Origin of the sequence: Paracoccus sp. ME4, assembly GCF_046736325.1 — a bacterium.
GTDB lineage: Bacteria > Pseudomonadota > Alphaproteobacteria > Rhodobacterales > Rhodobacteraceae > Paracoccus.
Genome location: NZ_CP151276.1, coordinates 1,745,524 through 1,767,351 on the forward strand (window position 1 = coordinate 1,745,524; position 21,828 = coordinate 1,767,351).

26 protein-coding genes are annotated in these 21,828 nt (G+C 68.8%); 15 read left to right on the top strand and 11 right to left on the bottom strand.

Annotated elements, in window-relative coordinates:
- Nucleotides 1-27: 27 nt before the first annotated feature.
- The 6 genes from AACG61_RS08970 to alr all read right to left on the bottom strand — a co-directional run bounded on the left by AACG61_RS08970 (nucleotide 28) and on the right by alr (nucleotide 5,187).
- A complete protein-coding gene (locus AACG61_RS08970; protein ID WP_411836790.1) occupies nucleotides 28-945 on the bottom strand; it encodes a transporter associated domain-containing protein in 918 nt (305 codons plus the stop codon).
- Nucleotides 942-1,439 carry an rRNA maturation RNase YbeY gene (gene ybeY / locus AACG61_RS08975; RefSeq protein WP_411836791.1) on the bottom strand — a complete coding sequence of 166 codons (498 nt, stop codon included), beginning with the start codon at nucleotides 1,437-1,439 and terminating at the stop codon, nucleotides 942-944. Before ybeY ends, AACG61_RS08970 begins: the two co-directional genes overlap by 4 nt.
- A complete protein-coding gene (locus AACG61_RS08980) occupies nucleotides 1,432-2,538 on the bottom strand; it encodes a PhoH family protein (protein ID WP_411836792.1) in 1,107 nt (368 codons plus the stop codon). Before AACG61_RS08980 ends, ybeY begins: the two co-directional genes overlap by 8 nt.
- 104 nt (nucleotides 2,539-2,642) lie before the next feature.
- Nucleotides 2,643-3,365 (bottom strand): ABC transporter ATP-binding protein, encoded by a 723-nt coding sequence (locus AACG61_RS08985; RefSeq protein ID WP_411836793.1) that lies wholly within the window; start codon nucleotides 3,363-3,365, stop codon nucleotides 2,643-2,645.
- Nucleotides 3,362-4,120 carry an MlaE family ABC transporter permease gene (locus AACG61_RS08990; RefSeq protein ID WP_411836795.1) on the bottom strand — a complete coding sequence of 253 codons (759 nt, stop codon included), beginning with the start codon at nucleotides 4,118-4,120 and terminating at the stop codon, nucleotides 3,362-3,364. The genes AACG61_RS08985 and AACG61_RS08990 overlap by 4 nt, the downstream gene beginning before the upstream one ends.
- Nucleotides 4,117-5,187, bottom strand: coding sequence for an alanine racemase (gene alr / locus AACG61_RS08995; protein WP_411836796.1), 1,071 nt, complete (start codon nucleotides 5,185-5,187; stop codon nucleotides 4,117-4,119). Before alr ends, AACG61_RS08990 begins: the two co-directional genes overlap by 4 nt.
- A gap of 114 nt (nucleotides 5,188-5,301) precedes the next feature.
- Between alr and AACG61_RS09000 the strand changes: the two genes are divergently transcribed.
- The 7 genes from AACG61_RS09000 (at nucleotide 5,302) to AACG61_RS09030 (ending at nucleotide 10,861) form a co-directional block, all read left to right on the top strand.
- Nucleotides 5,302-6,834, top strand: a complete 1,533-nt coding sequence (locus AACG61_RS09000; protein WP_411836797.1) for an acyl-CoA carboxylase subunit beta — start codon at nucleotides 5,302-5,304, stop codon at nucleotides 6,832-6,834.
- A gap of 205 nt (nucleotides 6,835-7,039) precedes the next feature.
- Nucleotides 7,040-7,195: a hypothetical protein gene (locus AACG61_RS09005; protein WP_411836798.1), complete on the top strand. Its 156-nt coding sequence runs from the start codon at nucleotides 7,040-7,042 to the stop codon at nucleotides 7,193-7,195.
- Between the two features lie 87 nt (nucleotides 7,196-7,282).
- Nucleotides 7,283-7,696, top strand: a complete 414-nt coding sequence (locus tag AACG61_RS09010) for a hypothetical protein (protein WP_411836799.1) — start codon at nucleotides 7,283-7,285, stop codon at nucleotides 7,694-7,696.
- Nucleotides 7,697-7,823: 127 nt separating this feature from the next.
- Nucleotides 7,824-8,066, top strand: coding sequence for a hypothetical protein (locus tag AACG61_RS09015; protein ID WP_411836800.1), 243 nt, complete (start codon nucleotides 7,824-7,826; stop codon nucleotides 8,064-8,066).
- Nucleotides 8,067-8,138: 72 nt separating this feature from the next.
- Complete coding sequence (locus AACG61_RS09020; RefSeq protein ID WP_411836801.1) at nucleotides 8,139-8,351, top strand: hypothetical protein; 213 nt, start codon at nucleotides 8,139-8,141, stop codon at nucleotides 8,349-8,351.
- A 99-nt stretch (nucleotides 8,352-8,450) separates the two neighbouring features.
- Complete coding sequence (locus AACG61_RS09025; protein ID WP_411836802.1) at nucleotides 8,451-10,496, top strand: acetyl-CoA carboxylase biotin carboxylase subunit; 2,046 nt, start codon at nucleotides 8,451-8,453, stop codon at nucleotides 10,494-10,496.
- Nucleotides 10,493-10,861: a hypothetical protein gene (locus AACG61_RS09030; protein ID WP_411836803.1), complete on the top strand. Its 369-nt coding sequence runs from the start codon at nucleotides 10,493-10,495 to the stop codon at nucleotides 10,859-10,861. The genes AACG61_RS09025 and AACG61_RS09030 overlap by 4 nt, the downstream gene beginning before the upstream one ends.
- A gap of 4 nt (nucleotides 10,862-10,865) precedes the next feature.
- On the opposite strand, the gene AACG61_RS09035 is transcribed toward AACG61_RS09030, so the two are convergent.
- Entirely contained in the window at nucleotides 10,866-11,243 is a 378-nt protein-coding gene (locus AACG61_RS09035; RefSeq protein WP_411836804.1) for a DUF4174 domain-containing protein, read from the bottom strand.
- A 26-nt stretch (nucleotides 11,244-11,269) separates the two neighbouring features.
- On the opposite strand from AACG61_RS09035, the gene AACG61_RS09040 reads away from it, so the two are divergent.
- Nucleotides 11,270-11,932, top strand: a complete 663-nt coding sequence (locus AACG61_RS09040) for a hypothetical protein (RefSeq protein ID WP_411836805.1) — start codon at nucleotides 11,270-11,272, stop codon at nucleotides 11,930-11,932.
- On the opposite strand, the gene AACG61_RS09045 is transcribed toward AACG61_RS09040, so the two are convergent.
- Together AACG61_RS09045 and AACG61_RS09050 are read right to left on the bottom strand one after the other, a co-directional pair.
- Nucleotides 11,898-12,092, bottom strand: coding sequence for a hypothetical protein (locus AACG61_RS09045; RefSeq protein ID WP_411836806.1), 195 nt, complete (start codon nucleotides 12,090-12,092; stop codon nucleotides 11,898-11,900). The genes AACG61_RS09040 and AACG61_RS09045 overlap by 35 nt on opposite strands.
- A gap of 93 nt (nucleotides 12,093-12,185) precedes the next feature.
- On the bottom strand, nucleotides 12,186-12,713 hold the full coding sequence (locus AACG61_RS09050; protein ID WP_411836807.1) for a DUF4174 domain-containing protein: 528 nt from the start codon (nucleotides 12,711-12,713) through the stop codon (nucleotides 12,186-12,188).
- A 57-nt stretch (nucleotides 12,714-12,770) separates the two neighbouring features.
- Between AACG61_RS09050 and scpA the strand changes: the two genes are divergently transcribed.
- The 4 genes from scpA to AACG61_RS09070 all read left to right on the top strand — a co-directional run bounded on the left by scpA (nucleotide 12,771) and on the right by AACG61_RS09070 (nucleotide 17,761).
- A complete protein-coding gene (scpA, locus tag AACG61_RS09055) occupies nucleotides 12,771-14,903 on the top strand; it encodes a methylmalonyl-CoA mutase (RefSeq protein ID WP_411836808.1) in 2,133 nt (710 codons plus the stop codon).
- Nucleotides 14,904-15,028: 125 nt separating this feature from the next.
- On the top strand, nucleotides 15,029-15,853 hold the full coding sequence (locus AACG61_RS09060; protein WP_411836809.1) for a glycosyl transferase: 825 nt from the start codon (nucleotides 15,029-15,031) through the stop codon (nucleotides 15,851-15,853).
- On the top strand, nucleotides 15,853-16,368 hold the full coding sequence (locus tag AACG61_RS09065) for a hypothetical protein (RefSeq protein ID WP_411836810.1): 516 nt from the start codon (nucleotides 15,853-15,855) through the stop codon (nucleotides 16,366-16,368). Before AACG61_RS09060 ends, AACG61_RS09065 begins: the two co-directional genes overlap by 1 nt.
- 103 nt (nucleotides 16,369-16,471) lie before the next feature.
- Nucleotides 16,472-17,761, top strand: coding sequence for a homoserine dehydrogenase (locus AACG61_RS09070; protein WP_411836811.1), 1,290 nt, complete (start codon nucleotides 16,472-16,474; stop codon nucleotides 17,759-17,761).
- Between the two features lie 81 nt (nucleotides 17,762-17,842).
- Here AACG61_RS09070 and AACG61_RS09075 read toward each other — a convergent pair whose 3' ends face one another.
- On the bottom strand, nucleotides 17,843-18,775 hold the full coding sequence (locus AACG61_RS09075) for a class I fructose-bisphosphate aldolase (RefSeq protein WP_411836812.1): 933 nt from the start codon (nucleotides 18,773-18,775) through the stop codon (nucleotides 17,843-17,845).
- A gap of 214 nt (nucleotides 18,776-18,989) precedes the next feature.
- Between AACG61_RS09075 and AACG61_RS09080 the strand changes: the two genes are divergently transcribed.
- On the top strand, nucleotides 18,990-19,229 hold the full coding sequence (locus AACG61_RS09080) for a hypothetical protein (protein WP_411836813.1): 240 nt from the start codon (nucleotides 18,990-18,992) through the stop codon (nucleotides 19,227-19,229).
- Here the strand turns inward: AACG61_RS09080 and AACG61_RS09085 are convergent.
- Nucleotides 19,226-20,428 (bottom strand): phosphoglycerate kinase, encoded by a 1,203-nt coding sequence (locus AACG61_RS09085; RefSeq protein ID WP_411836814.1) that lies wholly within the window; start codon nucleotides 20,426-20,428, stop codon nucleotides 19,226-19,228. The genes AACG61_RS09080 and AACG61_RS09085 overlap by 4 nt on opposite strands.
- A gap of 179 nt (nucleotides 20,429-20,607) precedes the next feature.
- On the opposite strand from AACG61_RS09085, the gene AACG61_RS09090 reads away from it, so the two are divergent.
- Nucleotides 20,608-21,114: a peptidylprolyl isomerase gene (locus AACG61_RS09090; protein ID WP_411836815.1), complete on the top strand. Its 507-nt coding sequence runs from the start codon at nucleotides 20,608-20,610 to the stop codon at nucleotides 21,112-21,114.
- The gene (locus tag AACG61_RS09095) at nucleotides 21,107-21,772 is read left to right on the top strand and encodes a peptidylprolyl isomerase (RefSeq protein ID WP_411836816.1); all 666 of its coding nucleotides are present in this window, start codon (nucleotides 21,107-21,109) and stop codon (nucleotides 21,770-21,772) included. Before AACG61_RS09090 ends, AACG61_RS09095 begins: the two co-directional genes overlap by 8 nt.
- Nucleotides 21,773-21,828: the final 56 nt, after the last annotated feature.

Here is a 21,828-nt window from a genome sequence, read left to right on the forward strand (position 1 = left end):
CCCGACGGCCCGTCCGCGATCGCCGCGTCACGCCGCCGGGGCGGCATCCTCCGTCACGCGCTTGGCGCCCGACAGGCGCAGCCTGATGCGTTTCAACCGGCGCGGATCGGCATCGACGACCTCGAACTCCACGCCCGAATCGTGCGCGATCACCTCGCCGCGCAGCGGCACGCGTCCCGCCAGCATGAAGATCAGCCCGCCGAGCGTGTCGACATCCTCGTCCTCCGCACCGGTCAACGTGAGGCCGGTCGCGGCCTCGACATCGTCCAGAGGAGCGCGGGCCTGGATCAGCCACTGGCCGGGCTTCTCCTGAACCCACAGGCCGCCTTCGTCCTCGTCATGCTCGTCCTCGATCTCGCCGATGACCTGCTCGATCAGGTCCTCGATCGTGACCAGACCGTCCACCCCGCCATATTCGTCGATCACCAGCGCCATGTGGATGCGCTTCTGCTGCATCTGCTGCAGCAGCACGCCGATGGGCATGGAGGGCGGCACATAGAGCAGCGGCCGCAGCATCGGGCGCAGCGTGAACTTGCCCCCTGCCCCGAAGCCGTGCTTCAGCGCCAGATCCTTGAGGTGGATCAGCCCGAGCGGGCTGTCCAGCGTGCCGCGGAACACCGGCATGCGCGAAAATCCGTGCTCCTGGAACATCGCGACCAGATCCTCCAGCGCGATGTTGGCGGGGGCGGCCACGATCTCGACCTTGGGGATGGCGACGTCGTCGACGCGCATCCGCCGCAGGTTCATCAGGCCGGGCGTGCCCAGGACATGGGGCGGCTGCCCGTCCGTCTCGGTCCCGGCCTCGCTGCCGGTCAGGGCCGACAGCACGCGGCCGAAGAAGCCCTTGCCGTTACCGGTCTCCCGCCCCTCGGCGTCATCGACGTCGATCGTCGGACTGTCCGACGCGTCGGGCGAGGGTTCGGATAATCGGCTTTCGGAATTCATCGGTCTTTCTCCTGATAGGGATCGGGGATGTCCATGCCGGCCAGGATGGCGCGCTCGGTCGCCTCCATGCGCTCGGCATCGGGGTCGTTCTGGTGGTCGTAGCCCAGCAGGTGCAGGGTCGCATGGACCAGAAGGTGGCGGATGTGGTCATCGACCGGCTTGCCTTGGGCCTCAGCCTCGGAAAGGCAGGTCTCATAGGCGATGGCGATGTCGCCCAACTCGTCCTCGTCGGGCAACTCGGGCATGGCGCCCGGCGCATGCAGCAGATGCTCGACCGACGGCCAGGACAGCACGTTCGTCGCGCGCGGCTTGCCGCGGAAATCGGCGTTCAGCGCGGCGATGCGGGCGTCGTCGCAGCCCATGACCACGACTTCTCCGCCCAAATCATGATGGCGCAGGGCGGCGGCGACCGCCTCGGCCGCCAGGTTCTCAAGACCGGCGGCCTCCCATCGGTCATCCTCGATGACGCAATCGACGGATATCTCGTCAGGCATCGTTTCTGAACGCACGGCGCGGCACATACTGGCCGCGCGCCTCCTCTGTCTCGCCGCGGGCAAGGGCGGCATTGTCCTCGACCTCATACGCCTTGATGATGCGCGCGACAAGCGGGTGGCGCACGACGTCGTCGGCGGTGAAATAGCTGAAGCTGATGCCCTTCACGTCCTTCAGGATGCGCTCGGCATCCATCAGGCCGGACATCATGCCGCGCGGCAGGTCGATCTGGGTGCGGTCGCCCGTGATGACCATGCGCGACCCCTCGCCCAAGCGGGTCAGGAACATCTTCATCTGCATGGATGTGGCGTTCTGCGCCTCGTCCAGCACCACGAAGGCGCGGCTCAGCGTGCGGCCGCGCATAAAGGCCAGGGGCGCGATCTCGATGCGCTTCTCCTCCATCAGCTTCTGCAGCTGCTTGGCGGGCAGGAAGTCATTCAGCGCATCGTAGAGCGGCTGCATGTAAGGATCGACCTTCTCCTTCATGTCGCCGGGCAGAAAGCCTAACCGCTCCCCGGCCTCGACCGCGGGGCGCGACAGGATGATCTTGTCGACATGGCCGCCGATCAGCATGGTCACGCCCACGGCCACCGCCAGATAGGTCTTGCCCGTGCCCGCAGGCCCGATGCCGAAGGCCAGCTCGTTCTGGAACAGCGACCGGACATAGGCCTTCTGCGCGTCGGTGCGCGGTTCGACCGACTTCTTGCGGGTGCGCAGCTCGTAATTGCCCTGCGCGAACATCTCCAACTGCTCGGCCGGGGTGACGTCGGCCGTGGGCTCGACCCCCATGCGCAACGCGGCCTCGATCTCGGCGGGGCCGACGGGACGATGCTGCTCCAGCCGGGCGTAGAGCCCCTGCAGCAGGGTCGCGGCTTCGGACTGGGCCTCGGGGCCGCCGACGACGGCGATCTGGTTGCCGCGCCGCAGGATATGGACGCCCAACGCCTCCTCGATCCGGGCCAGGTGGCGGTCGTTGGGACCGCAGAGGTCGATCAGCAACCGGTTGTCGGGAAATTCCAGCAGGGTTTCGGCCGTGGGTGCGGTGACGGGTGGCGTCGGGGTGAGGCCCAAATCGTTCTCCTGGTCAGAGGGTCGTTTCATGGTCGCAAGCGAAGCGGATTCGCACAAGGTCATCATCCGGGCCGCATGACTGATTTTGCGCAAGTTTGTGGCAGAACGAAGACGCCCCGCCAAAGGTTGCACGATCAACCGGCATCGGCGGCGCCCTCTGCGGCGGGCCTGCCCAGAAACCCGGCCAGCGCGGGCGCAGCGCCCATCGTGGCGACCGGCCCGTCATGCGCGATCCGCCCCCCGGCCAGCAGCGCCACCCGGTCGCCGATGATGCGGCAGCTGTCCATGTCGTGGGTGATGGTGACGGCCGTGGCCCCGGTCTCGGTCACGATGCCGCGGATCAGCGCGTCGATGGCGCGGGCGCGGATCGGGTCCAGCCCGGTCGTGGGCTCGTCGAAGAAGATCACCCGCGGGTCATCAGCGATGGCGCGGGCCAGGCCCACGCGCTTGGCCATGCCGCCCGACAGTTCGGCGGGCATCAGGTCGGCGGTCTCGGGGCCCAGGCCCACGCGGACCAGCTTGTCCAGCGCCACGGTGCGGGCGCGGCGGTCGTCCATGCGCTGGCGCAGCCGGAAGGCGACGTTCTGCCAGACCGACAGGCTGTCGAACAGCGCCGCCCCCTGGAACAGCATCCCGAAGCCCGCCATGAAGCGCGCGCGGTCCAAGGGCGCGCCCTGCCACAGGACGGTGCCCGCATCGGGACGCTCCAGCCCCAGGATGCATTTCAGCAGGACCGACTTGCCGGTGCCGGACTGACCGATCACGCAGAGGCTCTGCCCCTCGGGGATGGTCAGGTCGACGCCGTCCAGCACCCGCCGTCCACCGAAGGATTTGGTCAGGCCGCGCAGCTCGATCATTCGAAGAACAGCCCCGTCAGCACGAAGTTCGCGGCCAGGATGCCCACGGCGGCGGCGACGACCGCATTGGTCGTGGCACGCCCGACCCCGGCCGCGCCGCGTCCGGCGCGCATGCCGAACCAGCAGCCCGACAGCGCCACGATCAGCCCGAAGACCGCCCCCTTCAGCAGGCCCGAGGTCACGTCCCACGGCTCCAGATAGGCCCAGCTGTTGGCGATGTAGGTGGCCGAGGTGAAGCCCAGGGACCCCGTCCCCACCAGCCAGCCGCCCATGATGCCGATGATGTCGCCCACCGCGACCAGCACCGGCAGGCACAGGATCGCGGCCCAGAGGCGCGGCGTCACAAGCCAGCGCACCGGGTCAGTCGACAGCGTCACCAGCGCGTCGATCTGTTCGGTGACGCGCATGGTCGCGATCTCGGCGGCGATGGCGCTGGCCACGCGGGCCGCGACCATCAGCCCGCCCAGGACCGGGCCCAGCTCGCGCACCATGCCGATGGCCACGATGGCGGGCACCACGTCGGAGGCCTGGAACCGCTTGCCCCCCGAATGGATCTGCAGCGCCAGCGCCGCGCCGGTGAACAGCGCGGTCAGCCCCACGACCGGCAGGGACAGCCAGCCGATCTGGACGATCTGGCGCCCGATGGCCGCTGGCCGACCGATGCCGCCCAAGCCCTGCAGCGCGAACAGGGTCACCGCGCCCAGGGTCCGCGTCAGCCGAAGGACGGGCCGTCCGATCGCGCGGATGGCCCTCACCGATAGGTCCGGTCGTAGCGCGACCCGAGAGAGGTCAGCACCTCATAGCCGATGGTCCCGGCGATTTCGGCCAGCCGGTCGACGGGCTGATGCGCACAGATCAGGTCCAGGCGGTCGGGCACCTGATCCAGCCCGGTCACGTCCACGGTGATCAGGTCCATCGACACGCGCCCGACGATGGGACAGGCCACGTCGCCCGCGTAAAGCGATGCGCCGCGTCCCGACAGCGAGCGCAGGATGCCGTCGGCATAGCCCGCATCGACCGTCGCGATGCGGCTGTCGCGCGGGGCGTGCCAGGCGGCGGAATAGCCGACCATCTCTCCGGCGGCGACGTCGCGCGTCTGGATCACGCGCAGCGACAGTGTGACGACGCCCCGCGCCTCGGCGAAGGGCAGCCCGCCATAGAGGCCCACGCCCGGCCGCACGATGTCGAAGTGATAGTCCGGCCCCAGCAGGATGCCCCCCGTCGCGGCCAGTGACCGCGGCACGCCGCAGCCCTCGGTCATCGCGCGGAAGACGGCCAGCTGGGCGGCATTGGCAGGGTGGCCCGGCTCGTCCGCGCAGGCCAGGTGCGACATGATGAAGGCGGGACCGGCGGCCAGAACCTCGTCGCGGATCGCCGCCCATTCGGGCGCCTCCATGCCAAGACGGTTCATGCCCGTGTCCAGCTGGATGGCGAAGGACTGGCCCGGCCGCATGGCCCGGTCGCGAAAGAACTGCGCGGGGCTGTTCAGGACCGGGGTCAGCCCGGTCAGGTCCGCCCCCTCCATATGGCCCGACAGCACGCTGATGCGGGCATCCTGCGGCAGGTGCGGCCGGATGGCCCGCCCTTCGGCAGCCAGCGCCACGAAGAAGTCGCGGACGCCGGCGCGATACAGTGCGGGCGCGACGCGGGTGGCCCCCAGGCCATAGGCATCGGCCTTGACCACCGCGGCGGCGCGGGCACCGGGGGCACGGGCGGCCAAGGCCGCGTGATTGGCCAGGATGGCCGGAATGTCGATGATCAGTCCCATGGCCTTGGCTTGCCCCCGGTCCTGCGCGCCGTCAAGGCCGGACCGGCGCATCATTTGCAGTTATTCAGTTTGCGATGCGGCCTGACGGCATTGTTTGCAAATTTTCGCAAATTGTCTTGCGCCGTGCCGCCATCGCATTAGCGTCATCCCGTCGGACAGGAGGGCGCGATGAAGGACATTCTGCAGCAGTTGGAAGAGCGGCGGCAGCAGGCCCGTCTGGGTGGCGGGCAGCGGCGCATCGACACCCAGCACGCCCGCGGCAAGCTGACGGCGCGCGAGCGCATCGACCTGCTGCTGGACGAGGAGAGCTTCGAGGAGTTCGACATGTTCGTCGCCCATCGCAGCACCGACTTCGACATGCAGGACGACCGGCCCGCGGGCGACGGCGTCGTCACCGGATGGGGCACGATCAACGGCCGCATGGTCTATGTCTTCAGCCAGGACTTCACCGTCTTCGGCGGGTCCCTGTCGGAAACCCACGCCCAGAAGATCTGCAAGATCATGGACATGGCGATGCAGAACGGCGCCCCGGTGATCGGGCTGAACGATTCGGGCGGCGCGCGCATCCAGGAGGGCGTGGCGAGCCTTGCGGGCTATGCCGAGGTGTTCCAGCGCAACGTGATGGCCTCGGGCGTAGTGCCGCAGATCAGCGTCATCATGGGCCCCTGCGCGGGCGGCGCGGTCTATTCGCCCGCGATGACCGACTTCATCTTCATGGTGCGCGACACCTCCTACATGTTCGTGACCGGTCCCGACGTGGTCAAGACCGTCACGAACGAGGTCGTGACCGCCGAACAGCTGGGCGGCGCATCGACCCACACGAAGAAATCCTCGGTCGCGGACGGCGCCTTCGAGAACGATGTCGAGGCTCTGACCGAGATCCGCCGCCTGTTCGACTTCCTGCCGCTGAACAACCGCGAAAAGGCCCCGACCCGGCCCTTCTTCGACGACCCGGCGCGGATCGAGCCCAGCCTGGACACGCTGATCCCCGACAACCCGAACCAGCCCTACGACATGAAGGAGCTGATCGCCAAGGTCGCGGACGAGGGCGACTTCTATGAGATCCAGAAGGATTTCGCGGGCAACATCATCATCGGCTTCATCCGCATCGAGGGGCAGACCGTGGGGGTCGTCGCGAACCAGCCGATGGTGCTGGCCGGTTGCCTGGACATCGACAGCTCGCGCAAGGCCGCGCGCTTCGTGCGGTTCTGCGACGCGTTCGAGATCCCGATCCTGACGCTGGTCGACGTTCCGGGCTTTCTGCCGGGGACCGGCCAGGAATATGGCGGCGTCATCAAGCATGGGGCAAAGCTGCTGTTCGCCTATGGCGAGGCGACGGTGCCCAAGGTCACGGTCATCACCCGCAAGGCCTATGGCGGCGCCTATGACGTGATGGCGTCGAAGCATCTGCGCGGCGATTTCAACTATGCCTGGCCCACGGCCGAGATCGCGGTGATGGGCGCCAAGGGCGCGGTCGAGATCCTGTATCGCAGCGAACTGGGCGATGCCGAGAAGATCGCCGCCCGCACCAAGGATTACGAGGACCGCTTTGCCAACCCCTTCGTGGCCGCCGAAAAGGGCTTCATCGACGAGGTGATCCAGCCCCGGTCGACGCGTCGCCGGGTGGCCCGCGCCTTTGCCAGCCTGCGCGGCAAGCGGCTGACGAACCCGTGGAAAAAGCACGACAACATTCCGCTGTGACGGACGGGGACGGGCGCGCGATGCACAAGGTCGTGAATGATGCAGCCGGGCCACAGGGGGGCGGCGCTTTGGCGCCCGCCTTCCTGCGTCCCTGTCTGATCGCGGCGGGCTTCTCTATCATGCCGCGCAGGCCGGCAGATCAACAAGCCGACCACAACCCGAGCAGCCGGGCGCAACACCGCCCGCCCTACAGGAGCATGTTTCCATGTCGAAAAAGATCATCCTCAGCCTCGTGCTGGTTTCCGCCTTCGCCGCGTGCCAGCGCCAGCAGCCTGCCGACGTCTATGTCCCGACCGCCCCGGCCGCGCCCATGGTCAACCCCGTCACGACCGAGCCTGTCTATCAGGGCAAATTCGGCTAAGAACGGCCGTCCGACCATCGCGCGCGGGCGGCCTGCCTGCCCGTGCGCAGCGATCCGGCCCGCGCGCCCCAGCACAGGGGCCATGCCATGCTGAAGCATCGCGGCTTTCCCGGGCGCCTGCCCGGCACCGACTTCCAGTTCGTCATCCGGCGCGAGAATCGCAAGAAGGGCGCCACGCCCATCACGCGCCGCGAGCGGTTCAAGGACCGCAGGCCCGCCGACAAGCGCGCCGATGCGGGCTTCCTGTCCGCGCTGATCGCGCATTTCGGCGACGAACCCTTTCCCCGCGGCAATCTGGACGCCGGACGGCTGTCCTGGCTGATCGGCCGCGAGGTCGTGGCGGTGGGCGAATTCGACCCCGCCGATTACGACCAGCTGCTGCGCGTCGACATGACCGCGGCCGAGGCGGCCTTCCCCGAACTCTTCGTCAAGGATCAGGCCCCGGCCTTCGATTGGGACGACGAGGATGGGTGGGACGACGACGGGGCCGACGACGACTGATGGGCGATTTCGCGCTGAACCCCTTGAAGTCACACGCATGTCAGTTTGACGTGGGCGACAGCTATGCGATAACCCGGCACCACCTTCAACCGGCCCCCGGCGGGCCTCTCAATACAGGTTTTTCATCATGCAGACTTCTTTCTCGCTCCGCCTTGCCGGTCTGGCTCTGGTTGCGGCCGGCCTGTCGGCCTGCGCTCCCGGCTATCAGGGCGGCGGCATCGCGCCCGACGCGCAGCGCGCTGCAGGCGGCGCGGTCGCCGGTGCGGTCATCGCCAAGGCCCTGGATGAGGACCTGGCAACCGGCGCGGCCATCGGCGCCGTGGGCGGCGCGCTGTGCGACGACGCGGGCGTCTGCCAGCGTCGCTACTGATCGCTGCGCTGCTGAACCATTCGGGCGGGCGGCGCGTTGCCGTGCCGCCCCCCAACTGACAGGATCTTCACCATGTCCAAATTCCTCGCCATCGCCGCTCTGGTCGGCACCACGGCCATCGCCGGCTGCACCCAGGGCATCAATCCGACCGACACCGACCGCGCCCTCATCGGTGCCGGCGTCGGCGCGACCATCGCCAGCGTCAGCGGCGAGAACGCCATCAAGGGCGCGGCCATCGGCGGCGCGGCCGGTGCGCTGTGCAACGACGTCCGTCTGTGCCAGTGACCTGCTGATCGGCGCACCCGTCGCGCCGACCGTCTGCCAAGCCGTCCAAAGCCTTGCGCTTCGGGCGGCTTTTTCACGTTCCGTCCTGGGGGGGAGCCCATGTTCAAGAAGATCCTGATCGCCAACCGGGGCGAGATCGCCTGCCGCGTCATCAAGACCGCCCGCAAGATGGGCATCGCCACCGTCGCCGTCTATTCCGATGCCGACCGCAACGCGTTGCACGTGCGCATGGCGGACGAGGCCGTCCATATCGGCCCGGCCCCCGCCAACCAGTCCTACATCGTGATCGACAGGATCATGGACGCGATCCGCCAGACCGGCGCCGAGGCGGTCCATCCCGGCTACGGCTTCCTGTCCGAGAACCGGAAGTTCGCCGAGGCGCTGGAGGCCGAGGGCGTGGTCTTCATCGGCCCCCCCTCGGGCGCGATCGAGAAGATGGGCGACAAGATCACCTCCAAGAAGATCGCCCAGGAGGCGGGGGTCAGCACGGTCCCCGGCCACATGGGCCTGATCGCGGATGCCGACGAGGCCGCACGGATCAGCGCAAGCATCGGCTATCCGGTGATGATCAAGGCCAGCGCCGGCGGCGGCGGCAAGGGCATGCGCATCGCCTGGTCCGACGAGGAGGCCCGAGAGGGGTTCCAGTCATCGAAGAACGAGGCCGCCAACAGCTTCGGCGACGACCGGATCTTCATCGAGAAGTTCGTGACGCAGCCGCGCCATATCGAGATCCAGGTCCTGGCCGACCAGCACGGAGGCGCCGTCTATCTGCACGAACGCGAATGCTCGATCCAGCGGCGCAACCAGAAGGTCATCGAGGAGGCGCCCTCGCCCTTCCTCGACGAGGCCACCCGCGCCGCCATGGGTCAGCAGGCCGTGGCCCTGGCCAAGGCCGTCGGCTACACCAGCGCAGGCACGGTCGAGTTCATCGTGGACGGCGACCGCAACTTCTACTTCCTCGAGATGAACACCCGCCTGCAGGTGGAGCATCCCGTGACCGAGCTGATCACCGGCGTCGACCTGGTCGAGCAGATGATCCGCGTCGCCGCCGGAGAGCCTTTGCCCTTCGCGCAGTCCGACCTGACGATCACCGGATGGGCGATGGAGAGCCGGCTCTATGCCGAGGACCCCTATCGCGGCTTCCTGCCCTCCATCGGGCGCCTGACCCGCTATCGCCCGCCGGTCGAGGTGGCCGCGGGGCCGATGCTGACCGGGGGCAAGTGGCTGGCCCATGGCGCGCCGACGGGTGCGGCCGCGGTCAGGAACGACACCGGCGTCTATGAGGGCGGCGAGATCAGCATGTTCTATGACCCGATGATCGCCAAGCTGTGCACCTGGGCCCCGACCCGCGGCGAGGCCATCGAGGCAATGCGCATCGCGCTGGACGCCTTCGAGGTCGAGGGGATCGGGCACAACCTGCCCTTCCTGTCGGCGGTGATGGATCACCCGAAATTCGTCGCGGGCGACATCACCACGGCCTTCATCGCCGAGGAGTACCCCGACGGTTTCCAGGGCGCGACCCTGCCCGAGGACGAGATGCACCGCATCGCCGCCGCCGCCGCCGCCATGCACCGCGTGGCCGAGATCCGCCGCACCCGCATCAGCGGGCGTCTGGACAACCACGAACGCCATGTGGGCGACGAATGGGTGGTCTTTGCGGGCAAGCAGGACTGGCCGGTGCGCATCGCGGCCGATGCGCAGGGCGCCGATGTCACCATCGCGGGCCGCAGCATCCGGGTCGAGGGCGACTGGCGCCCCGGTCAGGCGCTGGCGCGGCTGGAGGTCGACGGGCGCCCGCTGCTGCTGAAGGTCGAGAAGATCGCGGCGGGCCTCAGGCTGCGCACGCGCGGGGCCGATCTGCGGGTCCATGTCCGCGCGCCGCGCGCGGCCGAGCTGGCCCGGCTGATGCCCGAGAAGCTGCCGCCCGACACGTCGAAGTTCCTGCTGTGCCCGATGCCCGGCCTGGTCGTCGCCGTCAACGTGGCCCAGGGCGACGAGGTGCAGGAGGGCCAGGCGCTGGCCACCGTGGAGGCCATGAAGATGGAGAACATCCTGCGCGCCGAGCGCAAGGGCGTGGTCAAATCCGTGAACGCGGCGCCGGGCGAGAGCCTGAAGGTCGATGACGTCATCATGGAGTTCGAATGATCCTCGCCCTGCCCGCCTATCTTCTGGCCGCCCTGCTGGGCGTCGCCGGGGCGGCGGGCACGCTGTCGGCGGTGGCGGCGCGGACGGTGCCGATGCTGGGCACGGCGGTGCCGCTGGCCTATCTGCTGCCGCCGCTGGTCGGGCTGGCGCTGTTCCAGCTGGCCTTCGGCCTGATGGCCGGGCGCTGGCGGGGATGGCGCTTCTGGGCGGCGGCGCTGCCCTTGTCCGCGGTGCTCTGGGGCGGCTGCCTGATCGCGCTGCTGCAGGGGGCCGCGACCTTGCGTCAAGCGGCGGTCGCCGCGGCCCTGGGCCATGTGCTGGCGGGTCTGGCCGCGCTGGCGGCCGACAGACGGGTGCGGCGGTGAGCGTTCACTCCGCCTCGCGCCGGCGCATCGGCATGCTGTCGATCAGCGACAGGATGGTGTCGACCGCGACGGGCACGCGCCGGTCCAGCTTGACCCCGCCATCCTTGCCGATCAGCAGCAGCCGGAAGCCCGGCCCGTCGCGCAGCGCAGCGACACCGGGCCCGTCGGTCAGCACCACCACGTCGCGCTCGGCCAGCTCGGCTTGGCGGTCCTCCAGAAGCGCCACCTGCCCGGCGACATCGTCGGGCGGGCCCAGCACCACGATGGGCCGCGCCTGCCAGCGCAGCCGCTCGAGGATGTCCGGCTCCGCCCCGCGGGCGGTCTCGGCCGGGGCCATCACGGGCCAGAGCGCGGTCAGGGCGGTCAGCATCAGGCGGGGCATCGGATGTCCTTTCGGGGTGGGGTGTCATGGCGCCGCTTGACGCCTATCTCAGCCCGCAGCTGCAGCAGGCCTTGGTCGGTGGGGCCTTCGTGGCCCTGGGCTGGATCGTGGCGCGGCGCGAAAGTGCGGCGCGGGACGAGGCGCAGCGCCTGCTGCGCCGCGAGGACCTGCAGCGCGCCCTGCTGGCTGAGATCCGCGCCCATGTCTTCACGCTGGAACGGCAGACCCCCGACGCGGCCGAGGCGGAACGGCTGATCGCGCTGGCCCGCGCCGGACGGCTGGAGCCCAGCCCGCCGCGCCATGCGAACGACCGCATCTATGCGGCGGTCATCGGCGACATCAACATCCTGCCCCGGTCGGTGATCGACCCGATCGTGCTGTATTACCGGCTTCTGGCGGTGATGATGTCGCTGGCCGAGGACATGCAGCGCGCCCCGCAGAAGGCCGCGGCACGGCGTGGCGGGATGATGGCCGATTATCTGCTGCTGACCAGCGAGGCCCGTGATGCCGGGTTGCGCGCCATCGCAGCGCTGACGGAGAGCCTGCCCAAGCCCGTGCTGGAGGTCGATCCCGATACCGTCGAGCGGCTGCGGCGCGACCTGCCGGGGGAACTGGCGGCGATGCGGGCCGATCTGGAACGCGATCCGCGCCGGATCAATACCCGATCCGCGGCCCCGAGAGGCCGGTGATGGGCGGCAATCCCAGGACACGCACGATCTCATTCGCGCGGCTTGCGGCCTGCGGGGCCTTGTCGTCGGGACGGGTCACGATCTGCACCCGGGGATCGCTGTCCACGCTGCGGATGGTGCGATCAGCGCGCGATGCGGGTGCCGGTTTGGATGCTGGCATGATCTGCTCCCTTGCGGTGGCGGACCGGACGTCCGCCTTCCCCGATGATATAGGGAACGCGCAGCAAATCCACAAGTTTCGCGCGGTCCCGGCCTATCGCGCCGGGCCGACCTCCTGGCGGCGCAGCGGCAGGCGGTCGATGGCGCGGCCGATCTCGCGCACGTCCCAGGGGCTGGGGCGGCGGATCTTGACCTGCCCGTCCTTGTCGATCAGCACCAGGGAGAAGCCCTGCGGACGCAGGTCGCGCCGCCACGAGCTTCCGGAGGCCGGGTCGCTGTCGGTGACGACCACCACATCGCGCCCGACCAGCGCCGCGCCGTCACGCTCCATCGCGGCGATCTGCTGGACGAAGGACGGATCGTCGGGCGTGTCGGCAAAGACCACGACCGGGCGCCGGCTCCACAGGAAATCCGCGGGCGCGGCGTCGTTCGCAGACAGGAATTCCAGCCGGTCCGAGCGGGGTGCGGGGTCCTCGGCCGGGGGGGCGGGCTCGCGTGCGGCCACCGGCGGCAGGCGGGCGGGATTGACCCGCGACACACTCTCCGCATCAGGGGCAGCCTCGTCGCGCGCCGGACCCATCGCGGCCAAGGCCATCACGATAATGAATAATCTCAATCTCATCGGCACCTCGTCATGTCCTGAATATAGGGCAGGACGGTCGGCAGGAAAGGACGTATCATGACAAAACCCACGCTGGAGGACTGGCGCAAATTGGCGCAGGCCGAGCTGAAGGGGCGCGATCCCTCCAGCCTGACCTGGGACACGCTGGAGGGGATCGCGGTCAGGCCGCTCTATACCGCCGCCGATCTGGAGGGGATGGAGCATCTGGACGGTCTGCCGGGCATCGCGCCCTTCACCCGCGGCCCGCGCGCCACGATGTATGCGGGCAGGCCCTGGACCATCCGGCAATATGCGGGCTTCTCCACCGCCGAGGAATCGAACGCCTTCTATCGCCGCGCGCTGGCGGCGGGGCAGCAGGGCGTGTCGGTGGCCTTCGACCTGGCCACGCATCGCGGCTATGACAGCGACCATCCCCGCGTCGAAGGCGATGTGGGCAAGGCCGGCGTCGCCATCGATTCGGTCGAGGACATGAAGATCCTGTTCGACGGCATCCCGCTGGACCGCGTGTCGGTGTCGATGACCATGAACGGCGCGGTCATCCCGATCCTGGCCAATTTCATCGTCACCGGAGAGGAGCAGGGCCATTCCCGCGCGGTGCTGTCGGGAACCATCCAGAACGACATCCTGAAGGAGTTCATGGTCCGCAACACCTATATCTATCCGCCCGAACCCAGCATGCGGATCATCGCGGACATCATTGAATACACCTCGGCCGAGATGCCCAAGTTCAACTCCATCTCGATCTCGGGCTATCACATGCAGGAGGCCGGGGCGAACCTGGTCCAGGAACTGGCCTATACCCTGGCCGACGGGCGCGAATATGTGCGCGCGGCGATCGCGGCGGGCATGGACGTGGATGCCTTCGCGGGGCGGCTGTCCTTCTTCTTCGCCATCGGCATGAACTTCTTCATGGAGATCGCGAAACTCCGCGCCGCGCGCCTGCTGTGGCACCGGATCATGTCGGAATTCCAGCCCAAGAAGCAGTCCAGCCTGATGCTGCGGACCCATTGCCAGACCTCGGGCGTCAGCCTGCAGGAGCAGGACCCCTACAACAACGTCATCCGCACCGCCTATGAGGCGATGTCGGCGGCGCTTGGCGGCACGCAGTCGCTGCACACCAACGCGCTGGATGAGGCCATCGCGCTGCCCACCGATTTCAGCGCCCGCATCGCGAGGAACACCCAGCTGATCCTGCAGGAGGAGACGGGCATCACCCATGTCGTCGATCCGCTGGCGGGCAGCTATTACATCGAGAGCCTGACCGCGGAGCTGGCCGAGAAGGCATGGGCCCTGATCGAGGAGGTCGAGGAGATGGGCGGCATGACCAAGGCCGTGGCCAGTGGCATGCCCAAGCTGCGCATCGAGGAGACCGCCGCCCGGCGCCAGGCCCTGATCGACCGGGGCGAGGACGTCATCGTGGGCGTCAACAAATACCGCAAGGAGAAGGAGGACCCGATCGACATCCTGGACATCGACAACGTCGCTGTCCGCGACAGCCAGATCGCCCGCCTGAACCGCATCCGCGCGGCCCGCGACGAGGCGGCCTGCACCGCCGCCCTCGCCGAGCTGACCCGCCGCGCCCGCGAGGGCGGCAACCTGCTGGAGGCCGCCGTCGAGGCTGCCCGCGCCCGCGCCACCGTCGGAGAGATCAGCATGGCCATGGAAGAGGAGTTCGGACGCCACCGCGCCGAGGTGCGCACCCTGGCGGGCGTCTATGGCGCGGCCTATGAGGGCGACGAGGGCTTTGCCCAGATCCAGCGCGACGTCGAGACCTTTGCCGAGGAGGAGGGCCGCCGCCCGCGCATGCTGGTCGTCAAGATGGGTCAGGACGGTCATGACCGCGGCGCCAAGGTGATCGCCACGGCCTTTGCCGATATCGGCTTTGACGTCGATGTGGGCCCGCTGTTCCAGACACCGGAGGAGGCGGCGCAGGATGCGGTGGACAATGACGTCCATGTGATCGGCATCTCCAGCCAGGCGGCGGGGCACAAGACCCTGGCACCCAAGCTGATCGAGGCGCTAAAGGCCGCGGGGGCGGGCGATATCCTGGTCATCTGCGGCGGCGTGATCCCGCAGCAGGATTACGACTTCCTGCGCCGGGCGGGCGTCAAGGCGATCTTCGGGCCGGGGACCAACATTCCCTCGGCGGCGGCGGATATCCTGGGCCTGATCCGGGCCGCCCGCGCCTGAGGATTGCGTCCCGCGACGGCCGGGGGCCAGCCCCCCGCACCCCCCGGCCGTGGCGACGAATGCGGGGCCTGCTTGCCTAAGGATGGTGGCTGTGAAACCCTGCGGGCAAAGAGAGCGGGTGGACCATGAGTGACGGGCGGAACGGATCGACGAAGCAGATCATCTGCATCAAGTGGGGCACCAAGTTCGGCCCCGAATACGTGAACCGCCTGCATGCGATGATCGCGCGCAACATCACGCCGCCCTTCCGGCTGTTCTGCTTCACCGATGACTGGACGGGGCTGCATCCGGACGTGGCGGTGCGGCCCCTGCCCGACTTCGCCTATCAGGCGCCCGTGAACACGCGCGGCAAATGGCCGAAATCGCGGCTCTGGGGCGATCTGGGCGACGTGACCGGGGTCGTGCTGTTCCTGGACCTCGACGTGATCGTCACAGGCAGCCTGGACGCGTTCTTCGAGCATGGCGACCCGGACGACACCGTCCTGGGCCTGAACCCCAACACGCCTTTCGAGAAGATGGGCCAGACCTCGGTCTATCGGATGCGGGTGGGCAAGCTGGCGCCGCTGCAGCAGATCTTCGCCGCCGATCCGCAGGGCGCCGCCGACACCTACAAGTATGAACAGCGCTTCGTCACCCGCAATGCACCGGGTGGCGTCACCTTCTGGCCGCGCGGCTGGCTGGCGCATTTCCGGTTCCACTGCGTCCCGCCCTTCCCGCTGAACTACCTGATGGAGCCGCGCATCCCGCGCGGCACCCGGATCGTGATGTTCCCCGGCAGCCTGAACCCGCCCGACGCCATCCTGGGCCGGTGGGACGAGGCCGACCCGGTTCGCCCGCCGCTGGAGCATCTGCGCGCGACGGTCACCGGGCCGCGGCGGGAAAGCGCGTGGAAGCATCTGCGCCACTATGTCCGGCCGACCTCCTGGGTGGACCGGCTGTGGCGTGAGTGATGGCGCTGCCCCGCGCCCCCGACCGCCTGCCCGACGAGATGGCCGCGGGGCTCGGCCACGCGGTCGCGGCCTTCGGCTTTCTGGAGGAGGCGCTGAAGCGGGCGATCTTCTCGCTGACCCGGCAGGGGCTGGGAGAGGATGCGGGCGATCACGCCCTGCACGCCTGGCTGCGCCGGATGGAGGATCTGGCCGACGACACGCTCGGAACGCTGATCGACAGCTTCCTGGCGGCCGCCCGGCGCAATGCGGTGGGCGACCTGGACAGCCTCAGCCGAAGCCTGCCCGAGCTGCGGCGCCTGCGGAACCTGCTGTGCCACGCCTCCTGGCGGCCCGGCGCGCAGCCCGGCAGCTGGCATCCGACCTTCATCAACACCCGCGGCGAACGCCATCCCCATGACATGACCGCGGCCGAGATCGCAGAGATCCGCGACCGCACGCTGCAGGCCGCGCGCCAAGTCGTCGCGGTGATGCGCCGCACCGGCATCGAGGGCGAATGGGCCGGAACTGACCCGTGATCGCGCGGCAGCCGTGCCACAGGCGGCTGCCGCGACCGCTTCGCGCGTTGCAACAGACGGCCCGGCGCGCTAACACCCGCGAAATCAAGGATGAGAGGAACCTATGTCGTCCCCCCTCCGCCTCGGCATCGCCGGGCTTGGCACCGTCGGGATCGGTGTCGTCAAGATCGTCCAGAAACACGCCGACCTGCTGGCCATGCGCTCGGGGCGTCCGGTCGCGATCACCGCGGTCAGCGCGCGCGACCGCATGAAGAACCGCGACGCGGACCTCTCCTCCTATCGGTGGGAGACGGACCCGATGGCGGTCGCCACGGCCGATGACGTGGATGTCTACATCGAGCTGGTCGGCGGCGACGCGGGCATCGCGCGCGACAGCATTGAGGCCGCGCTGCGATCGGGCAAGGACGTCGTCACCGCGAACAAGGCGCTTTTGGCCATGCACGGCCAGGAGCTGGCGCAGCTGGCCGAGGATCTGGGCCGGGTGATCCGCTTCGAGGCCGCCGTCGCGGGCGGCATCCCGGTGATCAAGTCGATGACCGAGAGCATGGCCGGCAACCGCATCACCCGCGTGATGGGCGTGATGAACGGCACCTGCAACTACATCCTGACGCGGATGGAAAGCGCGGGCCTGCCCTATGACGCGGTCTTCGAGGAGGCGCGCCAGCTGGGCTATCTGGAGGCCGACCCGACCCTGGACGTGGGCGGCATCGACGCGGGCCACAAGCTGGCGATCCTGTCGTCCATCGCCTTCGGCACCCAGGTCAACTTCGACGCCGTCGAGATCGAGGGGATCGAGCGCGTCAGCATCGACGACATCCACCGCGCCCGCGACATGGGCTACCGCATCAAGCTGCTGGGCGTGGCGCAGATGACCGCGCGCGGCCTGGAACAGCGCATGTCGCCCTGCCTGGTGCCCGCCGACAGCCCCCTGGGGCAGCTGGTGGGCGGCACGAACATGGTGGTGATCGAGGGCGACAGCGTGGGCCAGATCGTGCTGCGCGGCGCGGGCGCGGGCGAAGGCCCGACCGCCAGCGCGGTCATGTCCGACATCGTCGAGATCGCCCGCGGCGTGCGCCTGCCGGTCTTCGGCCAGCCCGCGGGGAGCCTGACCGCGGCGCAGCCCGCCCGCACGGCCGTGCCCGCAGCTTACTACATCCGGCTGGAGCTGCAGGACAAACCCGGTGCCTTGGCCAAGGTCGCGACGGTCCTGGGCGATGCCGGCATCTCGATCGACCGGATGCGCCAGTATGGCCAGCACAGCCCGGCCAGCGTCCCGGTCCTGGTCGTGACCCACAAGACCACGCCCGAGGCGATCGACTACGCCATCGAGGCCCTGCCCCGCACCGGGGTGCTGGTCAGCGACCCGGTCGAACTGCGCATCGAGGAAGTGTGAAAAAGGGGGCCATCGGCCCCCGTCCCGCGCCGCAAGGCGCTGATCGTGTCGCGCCCCCTCTTCGGGGGCGCGTCCGTTTGGTCAGGCATCCTTGCCCAGATAGATGTCGACCAGCTTGCCCAGCATCGCCAGCGCATCCTCGCGCGACCGCTGAAAGCTGTTGCGCCCGATGATCGATCCGTTGCCGCCGCCATCGCGGATCGCGCGCGCGTCGTCATAGACCGCATCGGTCCCCTTGGCCGCCCCACCCGAGAACACCACGATGCGCCGCCCGCCAAAGGACGCCTGCATGCAATGCTCGACCCGCTTGGCTTGGGTCGCGATGTCGATCGCCTTGTCCTCATAGACCTTCTTGGCTTCTGCCAGCATCAGGTGATCGGTGGACAGCTTGATCTTGATGATATGCGCGCCGATCAGCGCCGCGATCTGGGCCGCATAGGCGGCCACGTCGATGGCCGTCTCTCCGTCCTTGGTGATCGCCTCTCCGCGCGGATAGGACCAGATGACGGTCGCCACGCCCTTGGCCGCGGCTTCCTTGCGCATGGCGACGATCTCCTCGAACATGTCCAGCGCCATGTCCGAACCCGGATAGATCGTGAAGCCGATCGCCGCACAGCCAAGCCGCAGCGCGTCATCGACCGACGCCGTGATCGCCTGGTTCTTGCCGGCCGTATCCGACATCAGGCTGTTGGCGCTGTTGACCTTCAGGATGGTCGGGATCTGGCCCGCGAAGGTGTCCGCCCCCGCCTCGATCATGCCCAGGGGGGCGGCATAGGCGTTCAGCCCCGCGTCGATGGCCAGCTGATAGTGGTAATGCGGGTCATAGCCCGCCGGGTTCGGCGCAAAGGACCGCGCGGGCCCGTGCTCGAAGCCCTGATCGACGGGCAGGATGATCATCTTGCCGGTGCCGGCCAGCTTGCCGGTCATCATCATCCGCGCCAGCTGCGCCTTCACGCCCGGCGTCTCGCCTTCGTAATGGGCCAGGATGCGGCGCACCGTCTCGGTCATCTGCATGGAAATCCTCCTTGGGTGATGCGGGCTGGATAGCACGCACCCATCCGGCGGCAATGCTGGTTACGCTAACAAAAACAGGCCGATGCGCAGTCCCCGACCCCGCGCCGGAATGGCGATCGCTAAAACCTTAGACGCATTTCCATCGATTTTTCGGCAAATGCCCGGCACCCTTCGGTGATGCGTACCGGCCCGTCCATCCCCAACGGAGGCAACGATGCTGACGATCAGTCCCGCGACCCATCCCCCCGCCACGGGCGGCGGTCATGCCGATGCCCGCACCCCGCCCGCCGCCGCGCGGCAGGCCGCGCGCGAGGTCGATCCCCAGGATCGGAGCGGGCCGTCAGACCGGCCGCGTGTCACGCCGCCCATGCCCTATGCGGACTGGCTGCGGATGCTGTCGGGCTATCAGGAGCAGACGATCGGGCGGCGGACCGCCCGACCGGACGCGCCCTAGCGCCGCGCCGCCTCGAGGGCCGCGACTCCGGGAAGGGTCTTGCCCTCCATCCACTCCAGGAACGCGCCGCCCGCGGTCGAGATGAAGGTGAACCGCTCGGCCACGCCCGCCTTGTTCAGCGCCGCGACCGTGTCGCCGCCCCCGGCGACCGAGGTCAGCACGCCCTGATCGGTCAGATCGGCCGCGGCCTGCGCGGCGGCGTTCGTGGCCGCGTCGAAGGGCGCGATCTCGAAGGCGCCCAAGGGGCCGTTCCAGATCAGCGTGCGGCAGGCGGTCATGGCCTGGCGCAGCGCCTCGACCGTGTCGGGGCCGGCGTCCAGGATCATCGCATCGGCGGGGCACTGATCGACGGGCAGCGTCTCGGACGCGGCGCCGGCCTTGAATTCGCGCGCGACCACGATGTCCACCGGCAGGTGGATGCGGCAGCCCGTGGCCTCGGCCTTCTCCAGGATCGCGCGGGCCGTGTCGGCCATGTCGCGTTCGGCCAGCGACTTGCCGACCTCCACGCCCTTGGCGACCAGGAAGGTGTTGGCCATGCCGCCGCCGATCACCAGATGGTCGACCTTCTCGACCAGGTTCGTCAGTAGTTCCAGCTTGGTCGAGACCTTGGCGCCGCCCACGACCGCCATCACCGGCCGCTGCGGATCGCCCAGGGCCGCGTCCAGCGCCTTCAGCTCGGCCTCCATCAGCCGGCCCGCGCCCGCGTTCAAGAGCCGCGCCAGCGCCTCGGTCGAGGCATGCGCCCGGTGGGCTGCCGAGAACGCGTCGTTCACATAGGCCCCGCCAAGCGCCGCCAGCGACGCGGCGAAGGTGGCGTCGTTCTCCTCCTCGCCCGCGTGAAAGCGCGTGTTCTCCAGCAGGGCCACCTGCCCCGGCTCCAGCGCCGCCACGACCCGCTTGGCCGCGCCGCCGATGCAGTCCTCGGCAAAGACCACCGGCTGACCCAGGGCCGCCTCCAGCGCGGGCAGGATCTGGCGCAGGCTCATGGCATCCACGCGCTTGCCCTTGGGGCGGTCGAAATGCGCCAGAAGGACGGGAATGCCGCCCTTGGCCTGGATGTCCTTGACCGTCGGCACGATCTTGTCGATGCGCGTCGTGTCGGTGACCTGGCCGTCCTCGACGGGAACGTTCACGTCGACGCGGGTCAGCACGACCTTTCCGTCAAGATCCATGTCGTCGATGGTGTTGAACTTTGCCATGTCGCATCCCTCAGGGTCCAAGTTTGGCGGAACTTGTCCCGCATGGCAGGCGCGCCGTCAACCGCGCCCGATCAGGCCGCGCCCATGCGACCGCATCGGGACCCCGTCACGGTTTCGCGCGTTGCACCGGGCCGCGACAGCCCCTAGATCAGGGGTCGCACCTGACAAAGGAGGGCCAGATGGCCGAGATCAAGGACCCGGAGAACACCGTCATCATCGAGCTGAAGGACGGCCCCGTCGTCATCGAGCTGCTGAAGGACGTGGCGCCCAAGCATGCCGAGCGCATGAAGGAGCTGGCCCGCGCCGGCGCCTATGACAACGTGGCGTTCCACCGCGTGATCGAGGGTTTCATGGCCCAGACCGGCGATGTCGAGCATGCGAACATGGAAAAGAACTACAACCCGGGCCGTTCGGGCACGGGCGGTTCGGACCTGCCGGACCTGCCGGCGGAATTCTCAAAGCTGCCGCATGACCGTGGGACCCTGGGCGCCGCCCGGTCGCAGAACCCGAACAGCGCGAACAGCCAGTTCTTCATCAACTTCAAGGACAACCATTTCCTGAACGGCCAGTACACCGTCTATGGCCGCGTCATCTCGGGGATGGAGCATGTCGACAAGATCGCCCGCGGCGAGCCGCCGGTGAACCCCGACCGCATGATCAGCGTCAAGGTGGCCGCCGATGCGTAAGCTGGCCCTGATCCCCGCCCTGCTGATGCTGGGCTCCGCCGCGACCGCGCAGGGCACCAACCCCGCCGTCGAGGATACCGACGGCCCGAACATGGTGATCGAGGTCGCGGATGCCGAAGGCACGTCCAAGGGCACGATCGTCCTGGACCTGCGCGAGGACCTGGCCCCGAACCACGTCACCCGCCTGGTCGAGCTGACCAATCAGGGCGCCTATGACGGGGTGGTCTTCCACCGCGTGATCGACGGCTTCATGGCCCAGACCGGCGACGTCGAGAACGGCCGCCAAGATGGCGACACCGCCATGGCCGGCATGGGCGGCAGCGACCTGCCCGACCTTGAGGCCGAGTTCAGCGACGCGACCTTCGACCGCGGCACCGTGGGCATGGCCCGCGCCATGGACCCCAACAGCGCCAACAGCCAGTTCTTCATCGACCTGGCCCCGGCGCCCTTCCTGGACGGCGAATATACCGTCGTGGGCCAGCTGATCGAGGGCTGGGAGGTTCTGGACGCCATCAAGAAGGGCGACGCGGCGGCCAACGGTGCCGTGACCGAGCCCGACTACATGCTGTCGGTCACCATCGCCGGTTCCGATGACGCGGCCCCCGCCGAGGAGGCGCCCGCCGAGGACGCCCCGGCCGAGGATGCCGACGCGGGCTGACCCTCAGCCGATGTCATGAAGGGGGGCCGGCGGCCCCCCTTTTCCTTCCCTCGGGA